At 62.2% G+C, this 18,102-nt stretch carries 21 protein-coding genes; 12 read left to right on the top strand and 9 right to left on the bottom strand.

The window, feature by feature from the left end; genetic code table 11:
• Window positions 1-94 precede the first annotated feature (94 nt).
• The 9 genes from N5B55_RS06680 (at window position 95) to N5B55_RS06640 (ending at window position 8,352) form a co-directional block, all read left to right on the top strand.
• Window positions 95-475, top strand: coding sequence for an Mth938-like domain-containing protein (locus tag N5B55_RS06680; RefSeq protein WP_037028697.1), 381 nt, complete (start codon window positions 95-97; stop codon window positions 473-475).
• A gap of 4 nt (window positions 476-479) precedes the next feature.
• Window positions 480-2,150 carry a glycosyltransferase family 39 protein gene (locus N5B55_RS06675; RefSeq protein WP_304539770.1) on the top strand — a complete coding sequence of 557 codons (1,671 nt, stop codon included), beginning with the start codon at window positions 480-482 and terminating at the stop codon, window positions 2,148-2,150.
• 126 nt (window positions 2,151-2,276) lie between these two features.
• A complete protein-coding gene (locus N5B55_RS06670) occupies window positions 2,277-2,648 on the top strand; it encodes an SMR family transporter (RefSeq protein ID WP_004626520.1) in 372 nt (123 codons plus the stop codon).
• A 38-nt stretch (window positions 2,649-2,686) separates the two neighbouring features.
• Window positions 2,687-3,847 carry a DegT/DnrJ/EryC1/StrS family aminotransferase gene (locus N5B55_RS06665; protein WP_304539552.1) on the top strand — a complete coding sequence of 387 codons (1,161 nt, stop codon included), beginning with the start codon at window positions 2,687-2,689 and terminating at the stop codon, window positions 3,845-3,847.
• A gap of 7 nt (window positions 3,848-3,854) precedes the next feature.
• Complete coding sequence (locus N5B55_RS06660) at window positions 3,855-4,850, top strand: glycosyltransferase (protein ID WP_065857787.1); 996 nt, start codon at window positions 3,855-3,857, stop codon at window positions 4,848-4,850.
• Window positions 4,847-5,788: a formyltransferase gene (locus N5B55_RS06655; protein WP_304539551.1), complete on the top strand. Its 942-nt coding sequence runs from the start codon at window positions 4,847-4,849 to the stop codon at window positions 5,786-5,788. The genes N5B55_RS06660 and N5B55_RS06655 overlap by 4 nt, the downstream gene beginning before the upstream one ends.
• Before the next feature lie 16 nt (window positions 5,789-5,804).
• On the top strand, window positions 5,805-6,863 hold the full coding sequence (locus N5B55_RS06650) for a bifunctional UDP-4-keto-pentose/UDP-xylose synthase (RefSeq protein WP_304539550.1): 1,059 nt from the start codon (window positions 5,805-5,807) through the stop codon (window positions 6,861-6,863).
• Between the two features lie 33 nt (window positions 6,864-6,896).
• Window positions 6,897-7,790, top strand: coding sequence for a 4-deoxy-4-formamido-L-arabinose-phosphoundecaprenol deformylase (locus N5B55_RS06645; RefSeq protein WP_304539549.1), 894 nt, complete (start codon window positions 6,897-6,899; stop codon window positions 7,788-7,790).
• Between the two features lie 97 nt (window positions 7,791-7,887).
• Window positions 7,888-8,352 (top strand): peroxiredoxin, encoded by a 465-nt coding sequence (locus tag N5B55_RS06640; RefSeq protein WP_065857779.1) that lies wholly within the window; start codon window positions 7,888-7,890, stop codon window positions 8,350-8,352.
• Between the two features lie 68 nt (window positions 8,353-8,420).
• Here N5B55_RS06640 and N5B55_RS06635 read toward each other — a convergent pair whose 3' ends face one another.
• Window positions 8,421-8,705 carry a hypothetical protein gene (locus N5B55_RS06635; RefSeq protein WP_304539548.1) on the bottom strand — a complete coding sequence of 95 codons (285 nt, stop codon included), beginning with the start codon at window positions 8,703-8,705 and terminating at the stop codon, window positions 8,421-8,423.
• A 113-nt stretch (window positions 8,706-8,818) separates the two neighbouring features.
• Between N5B55_RS06635 and N5B55_RS06630 the strand changes: the two genes are divergently transcribed.
• The 3 genes from N5B55_RS06630 (at window position 8,819) to N5B55_RS06620 (ending at window position 11,982) form a co-directional block, all read left to right on the top strand.
• Complete coding sequence (locus tag N5B55_RS06630) at window positions 8,819-10,546, top strand: PhoH family protein (RefSeq protein ID WP_304539547.1); 1,728 nt, start codon at window positions 8,819-8,821, stop codon at window positions 10,544-10,546.
• A 122-nt stretch (window positions 10,547-10,668) separates the two neighbouring features.
• The gene (locus tag N5B55_RS06625; protein WP_369812427.1) at window positions 10,669-11,094 is read left to right on the top strand and encodes a hypothetical protein; all 426 of its coding nucleotides are present in this window, start codon (window positions 10,669-10,671) and stop codon (window positions 11,092-11,094) included.
• A gap of 141 nt (window positions 11,095-11,235) precedes the next feature.
• Window positions 11,236-11,982, top strand: a complete 747-nt coding sequence (locus tag N5B55_RS06620) for a C40 family peptidase (protein WP_304539545.1) — start codon at window positions 11,236-11,238, stop codon at window positions 11,980-11,982.
• Window positions 11,983-12,069: 87 nt separating this feature from the next.
• On the opposite strand, the gene N5B55_RS06615 is transcribed toward N5B55_RS06620, so the two are convergent.
• The 8 genes from N5B55_RS06615 to N5B55_RS06580 form a co-directional block, all read right to left on the bottom strand.
• On the bottom strand, window positions 12,070-13,080 hold the full coding sequence (locus tag N5B55_RS06615; protein ID WP_004626498.1) for an inorganic phosphate transporter: 1,011 nt from the start codon (window positions 13,078-13,080) through the stop codon (window positions 12,070-12,072).
• Between the two features lie 14 nt (window positions 13,081-13,094).
• Entirely contained in the window at window positions 13,095-13,721 is a 627-nt protein-coding gene (locus N5B55_RS06610) for a DUF47 domain-containing protein (protein ID WP_027677549.1), read from the bottom strand.
• A 148-nt stretch (window positions 13,722-13,869) separates the two neighbouring features.
• Window positions 13,870-15,258, bottom strand: a complete 1,389-nt coding sequence (locus tag N5B55_RS06605) for a replicative DNA helicase (protein WP_027677550.1) — start codon at window positions 15,256-15,258, stop codon at window positions 13,870-13,872.
• A 142-nt stretch (window positions 15,259-15,400) separates the two neighbouring features.
• Window positions 15,401-15,853, bottom strand: coding sequence for a 50S ribosomal protein L9 (rplI, locus tag N5B55_RS06600; protein WP_024975887.1), 453 nt, complete (start codon window positions 15,851-15,853; stop codon window positions 15,401-15,403).
• A gap of 24 nt (window positions 15,854-15,877) precedes the next feature.
• Complete coding sequence (rpsR, locus tag N5B55_RS06595; RefSeq protein ID WP_037022304.1) at window positions 15,878-16,156, bottom strand: 30S ribosomal protein S18; 279 nt, start codon at window positions 16,154-16,156, stop codon at window positions 15,878-15,880.
• Between the two features lie 12 nt (window positions 16,157-16,168).
• Window positions 16,169-16,495: a primosomal replication protein N gene (gene priB / locus N5B55_RS06590; protein WP_065857768.1), complete on the bottom strand. Its 327-nt coding sequence runs from the start codon at window positions 16,493-16,495 to the stop codon at window positions 16,169-16,171.
• 41 nt (window positions 16,496-16,536) lie between these two features.
• Window positions 16,537-16,905, bottom strand: coding sequence for a 30S ribosomal protein S6 (gene rpsF, locus N5B55_RS06585; RefSeq protein WP_003265889.1), 369 nt, complete (start codon window positions 16,903-16,905; stop codon window positions 16,537-16,539).
• A gap of 93 nt (window positions 16,906-16,998) precedes the next feature.
• Window positions 16,999-17,991: an asparaginase gene (locus N5B55_RS06580; RefSeq protein ID WP_304539544.1), complete on the bottom strand. Its 993-nt coding sequence runs from the start codon at window positions 17,989-17,991 to the stop codon at window positions 16,999-17,001.
• Between the last annotated feature and the right edge of the window lie 111 nt (window positions 17,992-18,102).

The raw sequence follows: 18,102 nt of genomic DNA, 5'->3' as shown, positions 1-18,102 counted from the left end.
GCAGCGAAGCCTGCTCAAACGTCTGAAAACCTAGCGCCGTTGGCAGCGTGCCGCCGCATGCGCCGCAGTGGTCGCGCCCGATGGGATTCCCGCCTTGAAGCTCCATTCCTCCGATTCGTCCACCATTCTCAATACCGTTACCGGCTATGGCGACGGCTATATCGAAATCAACAAGGTGCGTTACGAGCACTCCGTGCTGGTGATGCCCGAAGGCGCGGTGGTGCCGTGGGACCTTGCGCGTTTTGAAGACCTGACGCCCGAACATTTCGCCCGCCTGCTCGAGCTGGGCGCCGAAGTGGTGATCTTCGGAACGGGCAACAAGCTGCGTTTCCCGCACCCGCGCCTGACGGTGCCGCTTACCGAGAAGCGCATCGGCGTAGACGCGATGGACCTGCAGGCCGCCGGCCGCACGTACAACATCCTGATGCTGGAAGGCCGCAAGGTGGCCGCCGCCCTGCTGATCGAGCGTGCCTGACCGCATGCCGATCGACCGCTCTGCTCAAGCGCCCACCCTACCCTGGCGCAATGCCTCCGTGTGGCTGCTGGCTGCTGCGTTGCTCGCCATCTGGCTCGGTACGCTGGGCTATCGGCACCTGATTCCCACCGACGAAGGCCGCTACGCCGAAATTGCGCGCGAGATGTTCGTCTCCGGCGACTGGGTGACCATCCGCTACAACGCCCTGAAGTATTTCGAGAAGCCGCCACTGCAGATGTGGGGCACTGCACTTGCCTACACGCTGTTCGGCATCGGCGACTGGCAGGCGCGGCTGTTCACCGCGCTTTCCGGCATCGTCGGCATTGTTTTCACGATGCTGGCGGCGGCGCGCTGGTGGGGCAAGCGGACAGCCGTCATCAGCGGCCTGGTGCTGGTGAGCGCGCCTCTGTGGAATGTAGGGTCGCACTTTAATTCGCTGGACATGGGCGTGGCCGGTTGCATGACGATGGCGTTGGGCTCGCTGCTGCTCGCGCAGCATCCGGGTGCCACACGCGCGCAACAACGCGGCTGGATGTGGGCGTGCTGGGCATCGATGGCGCTCGCAGTCCTGAGCAAGGGCCTGATCGGCGTGGTGCTGCCCGGCTTTGTGCTGGTGGTCTACACGTTGATCGCGCGCGACTGGGCGCTCTGGAAGCGCCTGCATCTCGTGACCGGACTGATCATCTTCTTTACCGTAGGGGCACCGTGGTTCGTGCTGATCTCGATGCGCAACCCGGAGTTCGCGTGGTTCTTTTTTGTACACGAGCATTTCCAGCGCTTTACGTCGACCGTGCACAATCGAAATGCGCCGCTTTGGTATTTCGTGCCACTTCTGGTGGCCGGCTTCCTGCCGTGGCTCGCCCAGTTGCCCGGCGCCGCTCGTCTGGCCTTCGCCCGCGGTGAAACCGCCACCAATGGCTTTCGCCCCACGCTCATGCTCGGCCTGTGGGCCATCCTGATCTTCGCGTTTTTCAGCATTTCGGACTCGAAGCTGCCGGGATATATCTTCCCGATCGTCCCGGCGCTGGCGATGCTGGCCGCCCTGATGCTGGAACGCACCAGCGAGCGCGCGTGGCGTTGGCAGCTCAAGGGCCTCCTGGCGCTGGCACTGCTCGGCCTTGCGGCCAGCGGTTACGTGGCGAGAATGTCGTCCGGCATGTACCCGAACGCCGTGTTTTCCCGATTTGCGATCTTCCTGGCCGTAGCGTTCGTGGCGGGAGCAGGATTCACGTGGCTCGCACTCCGCTTGGCGAACCGACGCTTTGAGAGCGTGGCCGCGCTCGCATGCGCATGGTTCCTGACGTTTACGGCGGCGATGCTCGGCCACGAAGCATTCGGGGTCTCCATGTCGGGTATCGATCTCGTGCCTGCCGTCAGAGCCTGGCTCAAGCCCGACGTTCCGTTCTATGCGGTAGAGCGTCTGGACCATACAATGCCGTTTTACTTGGGCAGGCCCACCATCATGGTGCAGGAACCGGATGAACTGGCTTTTGGCGTGGAGCAGGAGCCGACCAAGTGGGTGCCGACCACAGACGCGTTCGTGTCCCACTGGAAGGCCGGCGGCCAGGCCATCGCGATGATGGGACCGGGAACCTATGATCGGCTCACGGCCCAAGGCGTACCGATGATCGTGATCGCCCGGGATGCCCGCCGCGTCATCGTCCGGCGCAACTAGGTTTTACCGCCACGGATTCTCGAAAGGGGCGCGCGAGCGGAATTGTCGTAACATGCGCCCCGGCGGCGAGGTTGAAAACGTTCATACGGGGAAACCGCCGCAGTCTGCAAAACACCAAAAGAACACATGAATCTGGTCACTTTCGGGCTGATCCTGACGGGCGTCATGCTCAATGCCTGCGCCCAGCTGCTGCTCAAGGCGGGCGTCAACAACATCGGCCGCTTTGCGTTTTCGGCTGACAACATCCTGCCGATCGGCATCAAGCTTGCAACGCAGTGGCCCATTATTGGCGGCCTGTCGTGCTACGTCATCTCGGTGGTGGTGTGGATTCTCGGCTTGTCGCGCGTGGATGTGACCATCGCGTATCCGATGCTCTCGCTGGGCTATGTCGTCAACGCCTTCCTGGCGTGGTATCTGTTTGGCGAAGTGCTGTCGGTGCAGCGCCTGATCGGCATCGCGATCATTCTCGTCGGCGTACTCGTGCTGGCCCGCTCGTGAGCCGATCTGCCCACCCAGCACCCAACCTCATTCAAGTCATGACGCAAACCACCGCCACTGCCGAACTTCCGTTCCTGCCTTTCGTGCGCCCAACCATTGACGAGGCGACCATCGCCGCCGTGGCCGATGTGCTGCGCTCAGGCTGGATCACCTCGGGCCCGAAGGTCGCCGCGTTCGAAGCCGCGCTGTCGGAGTACTTCGGCGGCCGCATCGTCCGCACCTTCGCCAACGGTACGGCCACGATGGAAGTTGCGCTGCGCATCGCAGGCGTTGGCCCCGGCGATGAGGTCATTACCACGCCGATCTCGTGGGTCGCCACGTCCAACGTCGTGCTGACGGTCGGCGCCAAGCCGGTCTTCGTCGACATCGACCCGGTGACGCGCAACATCGACCTGGACAAGGTCGAGGCCGCCATCACGCCGCGCACCAAGGCCATCATTCCGGTCTATCTGTCGGGGCTGCCCGTCGACATGGATCGCCTGTATGACATCGCCCGCCGCCACAAGCTGCGCGTGGTGGAAGACGCCGCACAGGCCATCGGATCGCGCTGGGGCGACAAGCGCATCGGCGAGATCGGCGATCTCGTCAGCTTCAGCTTCCAGGCCAACAAAAACATCACCACCATCGAAGGCGGCGCACTCGTCCTGAACACGCCTGAAGAAGCCGTGCTGGCCGAAAAATATCGCCTGCAAGGCGTCGTGCGCACCGGCTTTGACGGCATGGAAGTCGATCTGGTGGGCGGCAAGTTCAACCTGACCGACGTGAATGCGGTGATCGGCCTGGGGCAGTTCGCACAGCTGGAAGCCGTGACTGCGCGCCGCGCAGCGCTGGCCCGCCGCTACTTTGACGGCATGCGCGCCGCAGACATCGAGTCGTTCGGCGTCGAGTTGCCGGTGGAGAACTTCACGAATACGAACTGGCACATGTTCCAGATCGTGCTGCCGCTGGACCGACTGAAGGTCGATCGCGCCGGGTTCATGGCTGGCCTGAAGGCGCTGGGCATCGGCGCGGGCGTGCACTATCCGCCGATCCACCTGTTCAAGCTCTATCGTGAACTCGGCTGGAAGCCGGGCATGTTCCCGGTGGCCGAGCGCATTGGCCGTGCCATCGTTACGCTGCCGATGTTTGCCGGCATGGAAGATTCCGATGTGGATCGCGTGGTCAGCGCGGTCCGCCAACTTTGCGCCCAGTACCAATAATCCAATAATGAAGACACCCGCTCTCTCGGTCGTCATTCCTGTTTACAACGAAGAAGACGGGCTCGCCGCGCTGTTTGCGCGTCTGTATCCCGCACTCGACGCGCTCGGCATCTCGTATGAGGTCGTGTTCGTCAACGACGGCAGCCGCGACCGCTCCGCCGCCATGCTGGCCGAACAGTTCCGCGCGCGTCCGGACAGCACGCGCGTCGTCCTGTTCAACGGCAATTACGGCCAGCACATGGCGATCCTGGCCGGCTTCGAACACGCGCGCGGCGAACGCGTCGTCACGCTCGATGCCGACCTTCAGAACCCGCCGGAAGAAATCGGCCGCCTGGTCGAAAAGCTCGACGAAGGCTATGACTACGTCGGCACCATCCGGCGCGTGCGCCAGGACAGCTGGTTCCGTCGCACCGCATCGCGGGCGATGAATTCGCTGCGCGAGCGCATCACGCACATCAAGATGACCGACCAGGGCTGCATGCTGCGCGCCTACAGCCGGACCATCGTCGACACCATCAACCGCTGCCGCGAAGTCAACACCTTCATCCCGGCGCTCGCGTACACCTTCAGCAAGAATCCCACCGAAATCGAAGTCGACCACGAAGAGCGTTTCGCCGGCGAGTCGAAGTACTCGCTGTACAAGCTCGTGCGCCTGAATTTCGACCTCGTGACGGGCTTTTCGGTGGTACCGCTGCAATGGTTCTCGGCGATCGGGATGCTGTTGTCGTTTGCCTCCGCCGTGCTTTTCATCCTGCTGGTGGTGCGTCGCTTCATCCTGGGCGCGGAAGTCCAGGGCGTGTTCACGCTGTTCGCCATCACGTTCTTCCTGATGGGCGTGCTGCTGTTCGGCATTGGCCTGCTGGGCGAATACATCGGCCGCATCTATCAGCAGGTGCGCGAGCGCCCCCGCTATCTGGTGCAAGGGGTGCTGGAAGAAACGTCGCCACTGCATGAAGCCGGCGCCGCCGATCTGAAGACGGGCGCGCAACGAGGTGTTGCATGAGTCCTGACACCAAACGGCGCGCCGTCGTTTTCGCGTATCACAACGTCGGTGTACGGTGCCTGCGTGTGCTGGCCGCGCGCGGCATTCAGGTCGAACTCGTTGTCACACATGAGGACAACGCAGCAGAGAACATCTGGTTCGGCAGCGTGCGCGCCACAGCACAGGAATTGGGTATCCCTTACATCACCCCCGACAACGCAAGCGGCGAAGACCTGTACGCACGCATCGCGGCCATCGCGCCGGACTTCATTTTTTCGTTCTATTACCGCCACATGATCCCGATGCGGCTGCTGAGCCTCGCCAAATTCGGCGCGTTCAACATGCACGGTTCGCTACTGCCGAAGTACCGCGGCCGAGTGCCCATCAACTGGGCGGTGCTGCACGGCGAGACCGAAACCGGCGCCACGCTGCACGAAATGGTCGAAAAGCCGGACGCCGGTTACATCGTCGACCAAACCATCGTGCCGATCCTGCCGGACGACACCTCCCACGAAGTGTTCGAAAAAGCCACCGTGGCGGCGGAGCAAACGCTGTGGCGCGCGCTTCCCGCGATGATTGCCGGGCAAATACCGCAGCACCCGAACGTGCTCGCCAATGGCAGCTATTTCGGCGGGCGCAAGCCCGAAGACGGGCGCATCGACTGGTCCAAACCTGCCCAGCAGGTCTATAACCTGATCCGTGCCGTGGCACCGCCCTATCCCGGTGCCTTTACCGACGCCGGCGGCGAGCGCTACGTTGTCGCGCGGGCCCGTCTGGCGCATCAAACCTTTACGAATTTGCAGCTGGGCCTGCACGTCGTGGATAATGCGATGTTCGGCGTGTGCGGCGATGGGGGAGCCATCGCCATTCACGAGCTCTGGCGCGTCGAGCCCCAAGCTGCCGGCGGAACGTCTGTCGTGACCGCGCAGCAGCTCGCCAGCCAGCTCGCCCTACCCTGATCTTGAGTTTGCCTTCATGAAAAAAGTACTGATCCTCGGCGTCAACGGCTTCATCGGCCACCACCTGTCCAAGCGCATCCTGGAGACCACCGACTGGGAGGTCTACGGCATGGACATGCACACCGAGCGTCTGGGCGACCTGGTCAACCACTCGCGCATGCATTTCTTCGAGGGTGACATCACCATCAACAAGGAGTGGGTCGAGTATCACGTGAAGAAGTGCGACGTGATCCTGCCGCTGGTGGCCATCGCCACGCCGTCGACCTACGTAAAAGACCCGCTGCGCGTGTTCGAGCTGGACTTTGAAGCCAACCTGCCGATCGTTCGCTCGGCCGCCAAGTACGGCAAGCACCTGGTCTTCCCGTCGACTTCCGAGGTCTACGGCATGTGCAGCGATTCGGAATTCGATCCGGAAGCCTCGCCGCTGATCTACGGCCCGATCAACAAGCCGCGCTGGATCTATGCCTGCTCCAAGCAGTTGATGGATCGCGTGATCTGGGGCTACGGCATGGAAGGCCTGAACTTCACGCTGTTCCGTCCGTTCAACTGGATCGGGCCGGGCCTCGACTCGATCTACACCCCGAAGGAAGGTTCGTCGCGCGTTGTGACGCAGTTCCTCGGCCATATCGTGCGCGGCGAGAACATCAAGCTCGTTGACGGCGGCAGCCAGAAGCGCGCCTTCACGTATATCGACGACGGCATCGACGCGCTGGTGCGCATCATCGCCAACAAGGATGGCGTGGCCTCGGGCAAGATCTATAACATTGGCAACCCATCGAACAACTACTCGGTGCGCGAGCTGGCCAACATGATGCTGGAGCAAGCCGCCCAGATCGACGAGTACAAGGACACCGCCAAGCAGGTCCAACTCGTGGAAACGACCTCCGGCGCCTACTACGGCAACGGCTACCAGGACGTGCAAAACCGCGTGCCGAAGATCGCCAACACCATGGAAGACCTCGGCTGGAAGCCGACCACCGTGATGAAGGACGCGCTGGCGAACATCTTCGAAGCGTATCGCACGCACGTGGCTGAAGCTCGCAGCCTGGTCGAAGACGGCAACGGCAACAAGTAAAGCCGCACTCAGTCGCACCTTCCGCGCAGGTTCATGGCCCTCATCGTCCTCAAGATTGACGTCGACACCCTGCGCGGCACCCGCGAAGGCGTGCCCAACCTCGCGCGCATGCTGCGCGAGCACGAGGCCGGCGCAACCTTCCTTTTCAGCCTCGGCCCGGATCACACCGGCTGGGCGCTGCGCCGGGCCTTCCGCCCCGGCTTCCTGAAAAAGGTTTCCCGTACGTCGGTGGTCGAGCATTATGGCCTTCGCACGCTGATGTACGGCGTGCTGCTGCCCGGCCCCGATATCGGCCGCAAAGCCGCTGCCGAAATGCGCGCCATTGCCGAGGCGGGTTTTGAGACCGGCATCCACACGTGGGATCACGTGCTCTGGCAAGACAACGTGCGCCAGCGCGATGCCGGCTGGACCGCCCGGCAGATGACAGCCGCCCACGCGCGTTTCATCCAGGTATTCGGCAAGCCACCCGTGACGCACGGCGCCGCGGGCTGGCAGATGAACGACCACGCGTTCCGCCAGATCGACAATTGGGGCATGGCGTATGCCTCCGACGGGCGGGGCACGCATCCGTACATCCCGAGCGTCGACGGCAACGCCCTGAACCATGTGCAATTGCCGACCACGCTGCCCACGCTGGACGAACTCATTGGGGTGGGAGACATCACCCTCGACAACGTCGCCAGGCACATCCTGAAGATGACCGAGTCCGACCGTGACCAGGTATTTACCTTGCATGCGGAACTTGAAGGGCAGAAACTCGCCCCGATCTTCCGCGAGTTGCTGCGAGGCTGGCGCGCGCAGGGCCATCGGCTGGGGTCGATGGGCGATTACTACGCAACGCTGGATCGCAGTACGCTCCCCGTGCAGCCCGTCACGTGGGGCGAAGTTGCGGGCCGCAGCGGCAGCCTGATCGTCCAACCGGGCTGATTCTTCCGATCTACGGTTTGGCAGCGGGCGCGGTATCTTCGGCTTTGCCCGTCCATTTGCTTCCCGTCTCTCTTCTCGCGGTTTTCCGGAACACACCATGCCCGTCACGATCGACAAGCCTCTTCCCGATTTCTCCGCACCGGCAACCAGCGGCATCACCTTCTCACCGGCATCGCAGCGCGGCAAGATTGTCGTGCTGTATTTCTATCCGAAGGACAACACGCCCGGCTGCACCACCGAGGCGATGAATTTCCGCGACCAATACGACGCCTTTGAAGCCGCCGGCGCCGTGGTGTTCGGCATTTCGCGCGACAGCTTGAAATCGCACGAAAACTTCAAAGCGAAACTCGAAATGCCGTTCGAGCTGATTTCCGACACCGACGAAGCTGTCTGCAACATCTTTGACACGATCAAGATGAAGAAGATGTACGGCAAGGACGTGCGCGGCATCGAGCGCAGCACATTCCTGATCGATAGCAAGGGCGTGTTGCGCAAGGAATGGCGTGGCGTGAAGGTCCCCAACCATGTGGACGATGTTCTCGCGGCGGTGCGCGCGCTGTGACTCCAAGTAGCGCCAGCTCTTGGGGAAGCGCCGCCCAGCCCATCCGGGCCGTAGCTTCCCGGTCGGTTTCACGTCATCCGCGGTGACCAGTTTGCACCGCACCACACGTCACATGTGACCGATTGCAAATCACAAACGCTTCCGATACAGTCGGAACCGATGAGTACGAAATCCGGATGCCATTCCGATAGCCCACGACGGTACCGGCGGCCAAGTTGGCCTGATACCGCTTCTGCGTTTTTCCCGGCAAACAGGCCGGGCAGGACGTCCGAATCGTGCAGCTTGTCGTGGCGTTCACCTAGGCCGCCCCACCTCTCGCAGGTCATGGCGGCTTTTTTGTGGCCGTCGTCCATGCATCAAACCTTGCGACGCGTCCATCCGTTTCCCTACGCTTTCCGCCAGCACCGTCTCGCCATGTGCGCGGGCGGTGTTTCGTCGTTGTTCCACCCAGAGAGGTAATCGAAGCATGCCGCTGCCGACCATGCCCACCCAGCCAGCCCAATTGCTTGACCCGGCTGAATTCAAGCCTTTCGGCAAAGCCGGAAAGCCAAAGGCGGGTCAGGAACCTCGAAAACCGGTGCCAGCGCTCGAGCGCGAGGCGTTGTCAGAAACCGGCCGTGCGCAACCCAAACGCAGCGCAACCAGCACGGCACGCGCCCGTTCGGGCGAAGCATCCCCCATGGCGAAAGACAGTTCGCGCGAACATGCGGGCATTCTCGCCAAGGCCGTCGACACAGTCAGCTCGACGGGCAAATCGACCGAAACCGCTGCCCGCCGCCGCACCCGCCGCGATGAGGGCCCCACCAAGCTCTTCGTGCTCGACACCAACGTGCTGATGCACGATCCGACCTCCCTCTTCCGTTTTGAAGAACACGACGTCTATCTGCCGATGATGACGTTGGAAGAGCTGGACAACCACAAGAAGGGCATGAGCGAAGTCGCACGCAATGCCCGCACGGTGAGCCGCACGCTCGACCAGCTCGTGGCGGGGACCGATGGGGCCATGGACGACGGTCTGCCGCTTGCCAAGCTCGGTAATCGCGATGCGCAGGGGCGCCTGTTCTTTCAGACGCGCCTGAACGACATCAAGCTGCCCGATGGCCTGCCGCAGGGCAAGGCGGACAACCAGATCCTTGGCGTGGTGGCCGCATTGCAGCAGCAGCGTCCGGACCGCTCAGTCGTGCTGGTGTCGAAAGACATCAACATGCGGATCAAGGCACGCGCCCTCGGCCTGCCCGCGGAGGATTATTTCAACGATCGGGTGCTGGAAGACACCGACCTGCTCTACAGCGGCATCATGGCCTTGCCCGCCGACTTCTGGCAAAAGCACGGCAAGAACATCGAGAGCTGGCAGGACCCCAAGACGGGCACGACGTTCTACCGCCTGTCCGGCCCGCTCGTGCCGTCGTTTTTGGTCAACCAGTTCGTCTTCCTGGAGCCGAATGACGGCAGCCTGCCGCTGTATGCGCAAGTCAAGGAGCTGAACGGCAAAACTGCGGTGCTGCAGACGCTCAAGGACTACACGCACCAGAAGAACAACGTCTGGGGCGTGACCGCGCGCAACCGCGAGCAGAACTTCGCGCTGAACTTGCTGATGCATCCCGAGGTGGACTTCGTTTCGCTGCTCGGCCAGGCCGGCACGGGCAAGACGCTGCTGGCACTGGCTGCGGGCCTGGAGCAAGTTCTGGATCAGAAGCTTTATAACGAGATCATCATCACGCGCGCCACGGTGCCCGTGGGTGAAGACATCGGCTTTCTGCCCGGCACGGAAGAAGAAAAGATGCAGCCCTGGATGGGCGCCTTCGATGACAACCTCGAAGTGCTGCAGAAATCCGACGACAATGCCGGCGAATGGGGCCGCGCGGCCACGCAGGAGCTGATCCGCTCTCGCATCAAGGTCAAGAGCATGAACTTCATGCGGGGCCGCACCTTCGTCAACAAATTCCTGATCATCGACGAAGCGCAAAACCTGACGCCCAAGCAGATGAAGACGCTCGTCACGCGCGCGGGCCCGGGCACCAAGATCGTCTGCCTGGGGAACATCGCGCAGATCGACACGCCGTATTTGACTGAAGGCTCGTCGGGCCTGACCTATGTGGTGGATCGCTTCAAGGGTTGGAGCCACAGCGGGCACATCACGCTCGCGCGCGGCGAACGCTCGCGGCTGGCAGATCACGCATCCGACGTGCTGTAAAAATCACGCGGCGACACAGCTGTCTGCCGCAAACCGTTGTGCCATCAGGCCACGCGATTGCGTGGCCTTTTTTTTGCTGCACGTCTCGCACCTCTCTTTTTCTACCCTGATGGAGGCCAATGATGCCCATGCAGCAAAACCTGCAGCCCCGATCGCGCTTGACCCTGAAGTCGGCCGCGCTGGCCATGACGCTGACCGCCGGCGCATCCATTGCGCTCGCCGCCGACCTCACGCCAAAGACCGCCGGCCAGATCAGCTACATCTGCGGCGGCGTTGCACAGGACGAACAGCAAGCGCTGAACAGTGAGGCGCACAACTACAACCTCTCTCTGCTGTTCACCCAAGGCGCGCGCGGCGAGTATCTCGCCGACGTTGACGTCCAGCTCACGCGACACGGCAAGGAGGTCGCAAGCTTTCGCGCCGACGGCCCCCGCTGTCTGATCAAGGCACCCCCTGCCAGCTATAACGTCATCGCCACGTACCAGGGCGCCACCAAGCGGGCGACGGTGCAGACCGGCAGCACGCGCAACGTCCAGCTGCGCTGGTAAAACTGCCCGCTAAACGCGACGCCATCTGGGCAAAATCCGCAGACCCGCGCCCTGCTTGGCGTTGCGCCTCGCCAACACGAAATTTGGCATTCCGACGCGGCGCGCATAGCATGCTTGCTATCCGGACTCTCCCGATGGCGCATGCTGACGCGGCACAGCTTTTCCCCCACCAATACCCGACTGGCAGGTGCTGCCCTGCTGGCGCTGGTGTGCCTGCTGTCTGCCTGTTCGTCCACGCCTACCCGCTCCACCGCCTCGCGCGACGCGGGCCTGCGCACACGTGGCGCACCAATTCAGGATCCGAGCGCCGGTCTGCAGGAAATCTCGATCGAAGCCATGGCGCTGGTGGGCACGCCCTACCGCTACGGCGGCAATACGCCCGACAGCGGCTTCGATTGCAGCGGACTGGTGCGCTACGTCGTGCAGCGCGCCGCTGCCGTGAACCTGCCGCGCACCGCCGCCGAAATGGGTCGCCGCGGCACGTCATTGGACCGCCGCGACGTTGCATCGGGCGACCTCGTCTTCTTCAACACGACGGGCCAGCCGAATTCGCACGTGGGCATCTACGTTGGCCAGAACCGGTTTGTTCATGCACCAGCGACCGGCGGCACAGTGCGACTGGAAGACATGACCAAGACGTACTGGGCCAGCCGCTATGTGGGCGCACGACGCGTCGTGGCCGTGAGCAACCTGCCCGATTCACCAGCGCCGACCGCACCGATGACGCCGGCACCGGCCAGCCCCGCTCGCCCGATCGATGATGATCCGCTCGGTACCCTTGCCCGCGCGCGCGATGCTCAAGCCGATAGCCTGATGTCGACGCGCGGGCCCGCCACTGCAACGACTCCCGCAGAAGACGACCCCATCGCTCGCTTCGCCACGCAATAGCTCACGCCGCGCTCGCGCGAACGCAAAACGCAAAACGCCCACCGATTTGGTGGGCGTTTCGCTTTTTGGCGTCGATCTGCCGCCGGCTTACAGCACGTGGCGGCCAATCCACCAGGCGATTGCGGCCATGAACGCCGATGCGGGAATCGTCAACACCCACGCCCAGACGATGTTGCCTGCCACGCCCCAACGTACGGCGGAAGCTTTTTGCGCCGCCCCCACACCGACGATGGCGCCCGTAATGGTATGCGTCGTCGACACCGGCACACCCAACGCTGAGGCGAAGAACAGCGTCATGGCTCCGCCAGTTTCTGCGCAAAAACCGCCCACCGGCTTGAGCTTGGTGATCTTCTGACCCATCGTGCGCACAATTCTCCAGCCGCCCAACAGCGTACCCAAACCGATCGCCACATAGCAGCAGACGATGACCCAGATCGGCGGTTCAGTTGCAGTGGCCGATGCGTAGCCCCCCGCAATCAGCAGCATCCAGATGATGCCGATGGTCTTCTGCGCATCGTTGCCGCCGTGGCCCAGGCTGTACAGCGAGGCCGAAAGCAACTGCAAACGCCGGAACCATCGATCGACCTTGGATGGCGGCGTTCGGAAGAAGAGCCAGGACACCGCCACCATCAACAGCGACCCGAGAATAAAGCCCAGCAACGGCGAAATCAGGATAAACGCCACAGTCTTCAGCAAACCGCTTGCCACCAGCGATCCCGTGCCGGACTTGGCCACAGCCGCACCCACCAAGCCACCGATCAGCGCATGCGACGAGCTTGACGGAATGCCGTAGTACCACGTGATGATGTTCCACGCGATCGCGCCGACCAACGCCCCAAAGATGACGTAATGATCAACGATGGACGGATCGATCGTGTCGCGGCCCACCGTGGTTGCCACCTTGAGGTGGAAGATGAAAATGGCGATCACGTTGCAGGCCGCGGCCATCGCCACCGCCTGCTGCGGCTTGAGCACGCCGGTCGACACCACCGTCGCAATCGAGTTGGCCGCATCGTGAAAGCCATTCATGAAGTCGAATACGATGGCCAGCGCCACCAGCAGGACGACCACCCAGAGACTGATCTGAAGCGTATGCATGAGGCGTCGTCTCGTCAGGCGTTTTCGAGCACGATGCCTTCGATGATGTTGGCCACATCCTCGCAACGGTCGGTAACGCTCTCCAGTTGCTCGTAGATCGCCTTGAGCTTGATCAGCAGCTTGATGTCGTTCTCAGTGCGGAACAGCTTGGCCATGGCGGCGCGCATCACGCGATCGGCTTCCGACTCGAGGCGGTCGATTTCCTGGGCGATGGTCAGAATCTGACGACCGTTGTTCATGTCGCTGAGCAGCGCGACCGCCTTGCGGACTTCCTCGCAGCACGCCACACAGATCGTCGCGAGCTGGCGCGATTCGTCCGTCAGGTTGGTCACGTCGTACAACGAGATGGTGAGCGAAACGTCTTCCATCAAGTCGAGGATGTCGTCCATCGTCGTGATCAGCTTGTGGATTTCGTCGCGGTCGAGCGGAGTGATGAAGGTCTTGTGCAGCAGTTCGATCGTGTCATGCGTGATGCGATCGGCCTTCTTTTCGAAGTTCTGCACATTGCGTGCATGCATTTCGGCATTGGGCAAGTCATTGACCAGTTCCGTGAGTGCGTGGGCCGCCTTGACGGCGCACTCGGCGTGCTGGTTGAAGTACTCAAAAAACTTGCCTTCGGTGGGCATGAAGCGGCCGAACATGATGATCCTTGGGAACGGGAAAAGCGGAAGTCGTAAAAACAACGCCGGACGGGATCACCGCCGGCGCTGTCATTAAAACGAAATATTTTACCGGAACCGGCCCCGCGACATGCGTGGCACGTTGTGGCAGATCGACACGAATTACACGTTACGTATCGTTGTCAAAGAAGGCATTGCCCCCGGTGAAATTATCGAACTTCGTGTATTCACCCAGGAACGTGAGACGAACGGTACCAATCGGGCCGTTACGCTGCTTACCGATGATGATTTCGGCCGTCCCCTTGTCTGGAGAATCGGGGTTGTAGACTTGGTCCCGATAGATGAAAAGGATCACGTCGGCATCCTGTTCGATAGCACCGGATTCACGCAAATCCGACATCACCGGACGCTTGTTCGGACGCTGTTCCAGGCTTCGGTTCAACTGCGACAGCGCAATCACGGGGCAGTTGAGTTCCTTCGCCAAGCCCTTCAGCGAGCGTGAAATTTCGGAAATCTCAGTGGCGCGGTTTTCACCGCCGCCCGATCCCGACATCAGCTGCAGGTAATCGATGACGATCAGGCCGAGCTGCCCGCACTGCCGTGCGAGCCGGCGTGACCGCGCACGCAATTCCATCGGGTTCAGCGCGGGCGTCTCATCGATGAACAGCTGCGCGTCGTTCATCTTCTGGATGGCATGCGTCAGGCGCGGCCAATCCTCGTCAAGCAGGCGTCCGGTACGTAGTCGGTGCTGATCCAGTCGCCCCACCGAACCCAGCATACGCATGGCGAGCTGTGTGCCGGCCATTTCCATCGAAAACACGGCCACCGGCAGGCCTTGCTCCACGGCAACGTGCTCGCCGATATTCAGCGAGAACGCCGTCTTACCCATCGAGGGGCGACCGGCAACGATGATCAGATCGCCGCCCTGCATACCGCTGGTCATGCGGTCGAGATCAACGAAGCCGGTCGGCACGCCGGTAATGTCGCTCTGGTTGTCGCGGTGATACAGCTCGTCGATGCGCTCGACCACCTGGGTCAGCAGCGGCTGGATCTCCAGAAAGCCCTTCTGCCCACGGGAGCCCTCTTCGGCAATCGCAAAAACCTTGGACTCGGCCTCGTCCAGCAGCTGGCGCACATCGCGGCCCTGCGGGTTGAAGGCGCCAGCGGAGATTTCATCTGCAATCGTCACCAGTTGACGCAATACGCCGCGGTCACGGACGATTTCCGCATAACGGCGGATATTGGCCGCGCTCGGCGTGTTCTGCGCCAGGGCGTTCAGGTAGGCCAGGCCGCCCACCTCTTCCGCCTTGCCGGCAGCCTGCAGCTGCTCGTACACCGTGATCACGTCGGCCGGCTTGGCCTGCGAGATCAGCTTGCCAATGTTATGGAAGATCAGCCGGTGGTCGTAGCGGTAGAAATCGTGCTCGTTGATGAAATCCGCAATGCGATCCCAAGCGGCGTTATCCAGCAGCAGCCCGCCGAGGACCGACTGTTCGGCCTCGATGGAATGCGGGGGCACCTTGAGGGAATCGAGCTGGGGATCGGAGGGCGCGTTCATGGCGGGATTATAACGGCGCTGCTCGGTCTTCAATCTGAACCCCTGACACAAAGGACAACAAAAAAAGGCAGAGACTTTCGTCCCTGCCTTCTTGACTCGCGTCGATCGGTGACCCGGGCGCCGCGAGGTACTGCGTGCGTGCTTAGACCGACTCGCCCTGCACGGACACGTTCACGTCAACTGCGACGTCGGTGTGCAGCGACACGACGACCGCGTGGTCGCCCACGGTCTTCAGCGGGCCGTTCGGCAGACGCACTTGCGCCTTCTCGACCTTGAAGCCCTGTGCAACCAGTGCGTCAGCGATGTCGTGGTTGGTGACGGAGCCGAACAGACGGCCATCCACACCAGCCTTTTGAGACAGTTGCAGCGTCAGACCGTTCAGCTTTTCGCCTTCGGCTTGCGCAGCTGCCAGCTTTTCAGCAGCCAGCTTTTCCAGCTCTGCGCGGCGCGCTTCGAATTCCTTGATGGCGGAATCGGTAGCACGGCGGGCTTGCTTGTTCGGGATCAGGAAGTTACGAGCGTAACCGTCCTTTACACGCACCACGTCGCCCAGGTTACCCAGGTTGACGACCTTCTCGAGCAGAATAATTTGCATTGTCAGTTCTCCTTATCCCGCTGATTAGTGCTTGTGCTGATCGGTGTACGGCATCAGCGCGAGGAAACGTGCGCGCTTGATGGCCGTGTCCAGCTGACGCTGATAGATCGCGCGCGTGCCCGTCAGGCGCGCCGGGGTGATCTTGCCGTTCTCGCCGATGAAGTCCTTGAGCGTATCCAGATCCTTGTAGTCGATCTGCTCAACGCCGGCCACGGTGAAGCGGCAGAACTTCTTGCGCTTGAACAACGGGTTTTGCTGTTGGAAGCGCTTCTTGTTCTTCGCGTCGCGCTGCTTCTTGTTCATGAATGCCATGATTCAATCCTTTACGAATACGTTACATCCGGAGATGTGAAAGACCAGTGCCTTACTGCTGCGGTGCTTGCGAGCCAGGAATCCGACGCAATCCAGGACGGTGCCCGGAGCGATGCGATCCAGAACGGAAGCCATCTTGCCGGCCGCCAGTGCTTCTATCGAGAACTCGATCTGCCGCACTGTCTGCGCCTCGACCGCTTGCCCGCTGTATGCCAGTAGACAGTTGACGATCGGTACGCCGGCTGGGGTGTATCGCATCACCTCGCGCTCGACCAGAGTGGCGACGAGCTGCAGGCGGTTGATGGCGTTGTCCCCGAGGGTTTCGTTCATGCTGGTGATGCGCAATCAGGCCTGCGCAGCACCGCGCGGCATCAGGCGGCCTGTTCGGTCTGAGCGGCGGCCTTCTTGGCCTCTTCGCGTGCGACTTCCTTCATCATCGGCGACGGCGCCGTTTCAGCCTTCTTGGTCTGAACGATGAGGTGACGCAGCACGGCGTCGTTGAACTTGAACGCGTGCTCGAGTTCGGCCAGGGTTTCCTTGCCGCACTCGATGTTCAGGCACACATAGTGGGCCTTCGCGAGCTTCTGGATCATGTAGGCCAGTTGACGACGGCCCCAGTCCTCGACGCGGTGCACTTGGCCGCCTTGCGAGGTGACCGTGCTCTTGTAGCGCTCGATCATCGCGGGCACTTGCTCGCTCTGGTCCGGATGGACGATGAATACGATTTCGTAATGACGCATTGACGCTCCTTGTGGATTAAGCCGCCCGGGCGTCACACTCCGGTGCAGCAAGGTTGGTTAGCCTGCCATTATACGCAGGCTTTGGCGATTTTTTCAATATCGATCAATGACTTGCTGCAGGGAGGCAACTTCTGCCTGGGCGCGACCCGATGACAGAAGCAACGTAAGCAGCACACGGGCCTTATACGGATTGAGCGAGCCGCTTGCCGCCCAGCGTTCCGCACCCGGCTGCGCGGGCACCACGCCGGCACCGGTGCGCGTGGAGCGCAGCACGAACACGCCCTGCTGACTCGCGCGGTTCAGCGCCGCTTCAAGATTGGCGTGGATGGAGCCGGCGCCCGTTGCGGCAATCACCAGCCCCTTCACCCCGGCAGCAACCAACGCATCGACGACACGCGCATCCGGCTGCGCATAGCTCGACAGCACTTCAACCCACGGCCATTGGCCCGCTGGCGGCATCGGCAAGACATCTTCCGCAGCCACACGTTGCGCTGCCCGCTGGAACTGCACCTGAGCGTCGAGCACGAAACCGACCGGCCCTGCATCCGGCGAAATAAACGCCTCGACCGCGTAAGTGTGGCCTTTCTGCACATCGCGGGCGGCATGCACGCGCTGGTTCAGGGCTACCAGAACGCCCCGCCCGCGCGCAGACGGACTGGCCGCCAGCCGCACCGCATTCAGCAGATTCAACGGACCATCCGCCGACAGCGACGTCGACGGCCGCATCGCCGCCGTCAGGACAATCGGCGTATCGGTCTGCTGCGTGAGGTGCAGCAGCATCGCGGTTTCTTCCAGCGTGTCGGTGCCGTGCGTGATGACCACGCCATCCACGCGCTCCACGTCGATCCAGTGGCGAATACGCGCCACCAGCTCTTCCCATACGTCGAATGTCAGGTCCTTGCTGTCGATCTGGGCGACCTGTTCGGCGCGCACGTTGGCGAGGCGCTCCAGACCAAGCTTGCTGGCCGCGAGCAGTTGATCGATGGGGACGGCGCCAGCGCGATAGCGCGCGGCGGAGCCAGCGTCGTCGGCAGAGCCGGCGATTGTGCCGCCGGTGGCGAGGATGGCGATGGTAGGCAAGGACATCGTTGCAGACATGCGTGGTGGGCAAGGCGCGCATTGTAGCCGCCCGCCGCGCCTTTGCCGACGCGGGATTGCCCGGGGCGCGGGCAAAAACAAAACGCCGGCACACAGGCC

Source organism: Ralstonia pickettii, assembly GCF_030582395.1.
Classification (GTDB): domain Bacteria; phylum Pseudomonadota; class Gammaproteobacteria; order Burkholderiales; family Burkholderiaceae; genus Ralstonia; species Ralstonia pickettii_D.
The sequence above is the reverse complement of the archived record's forward strand: the minus strand, read 5'-3'. Positions and strand labels throughout refer to the sequence as shown.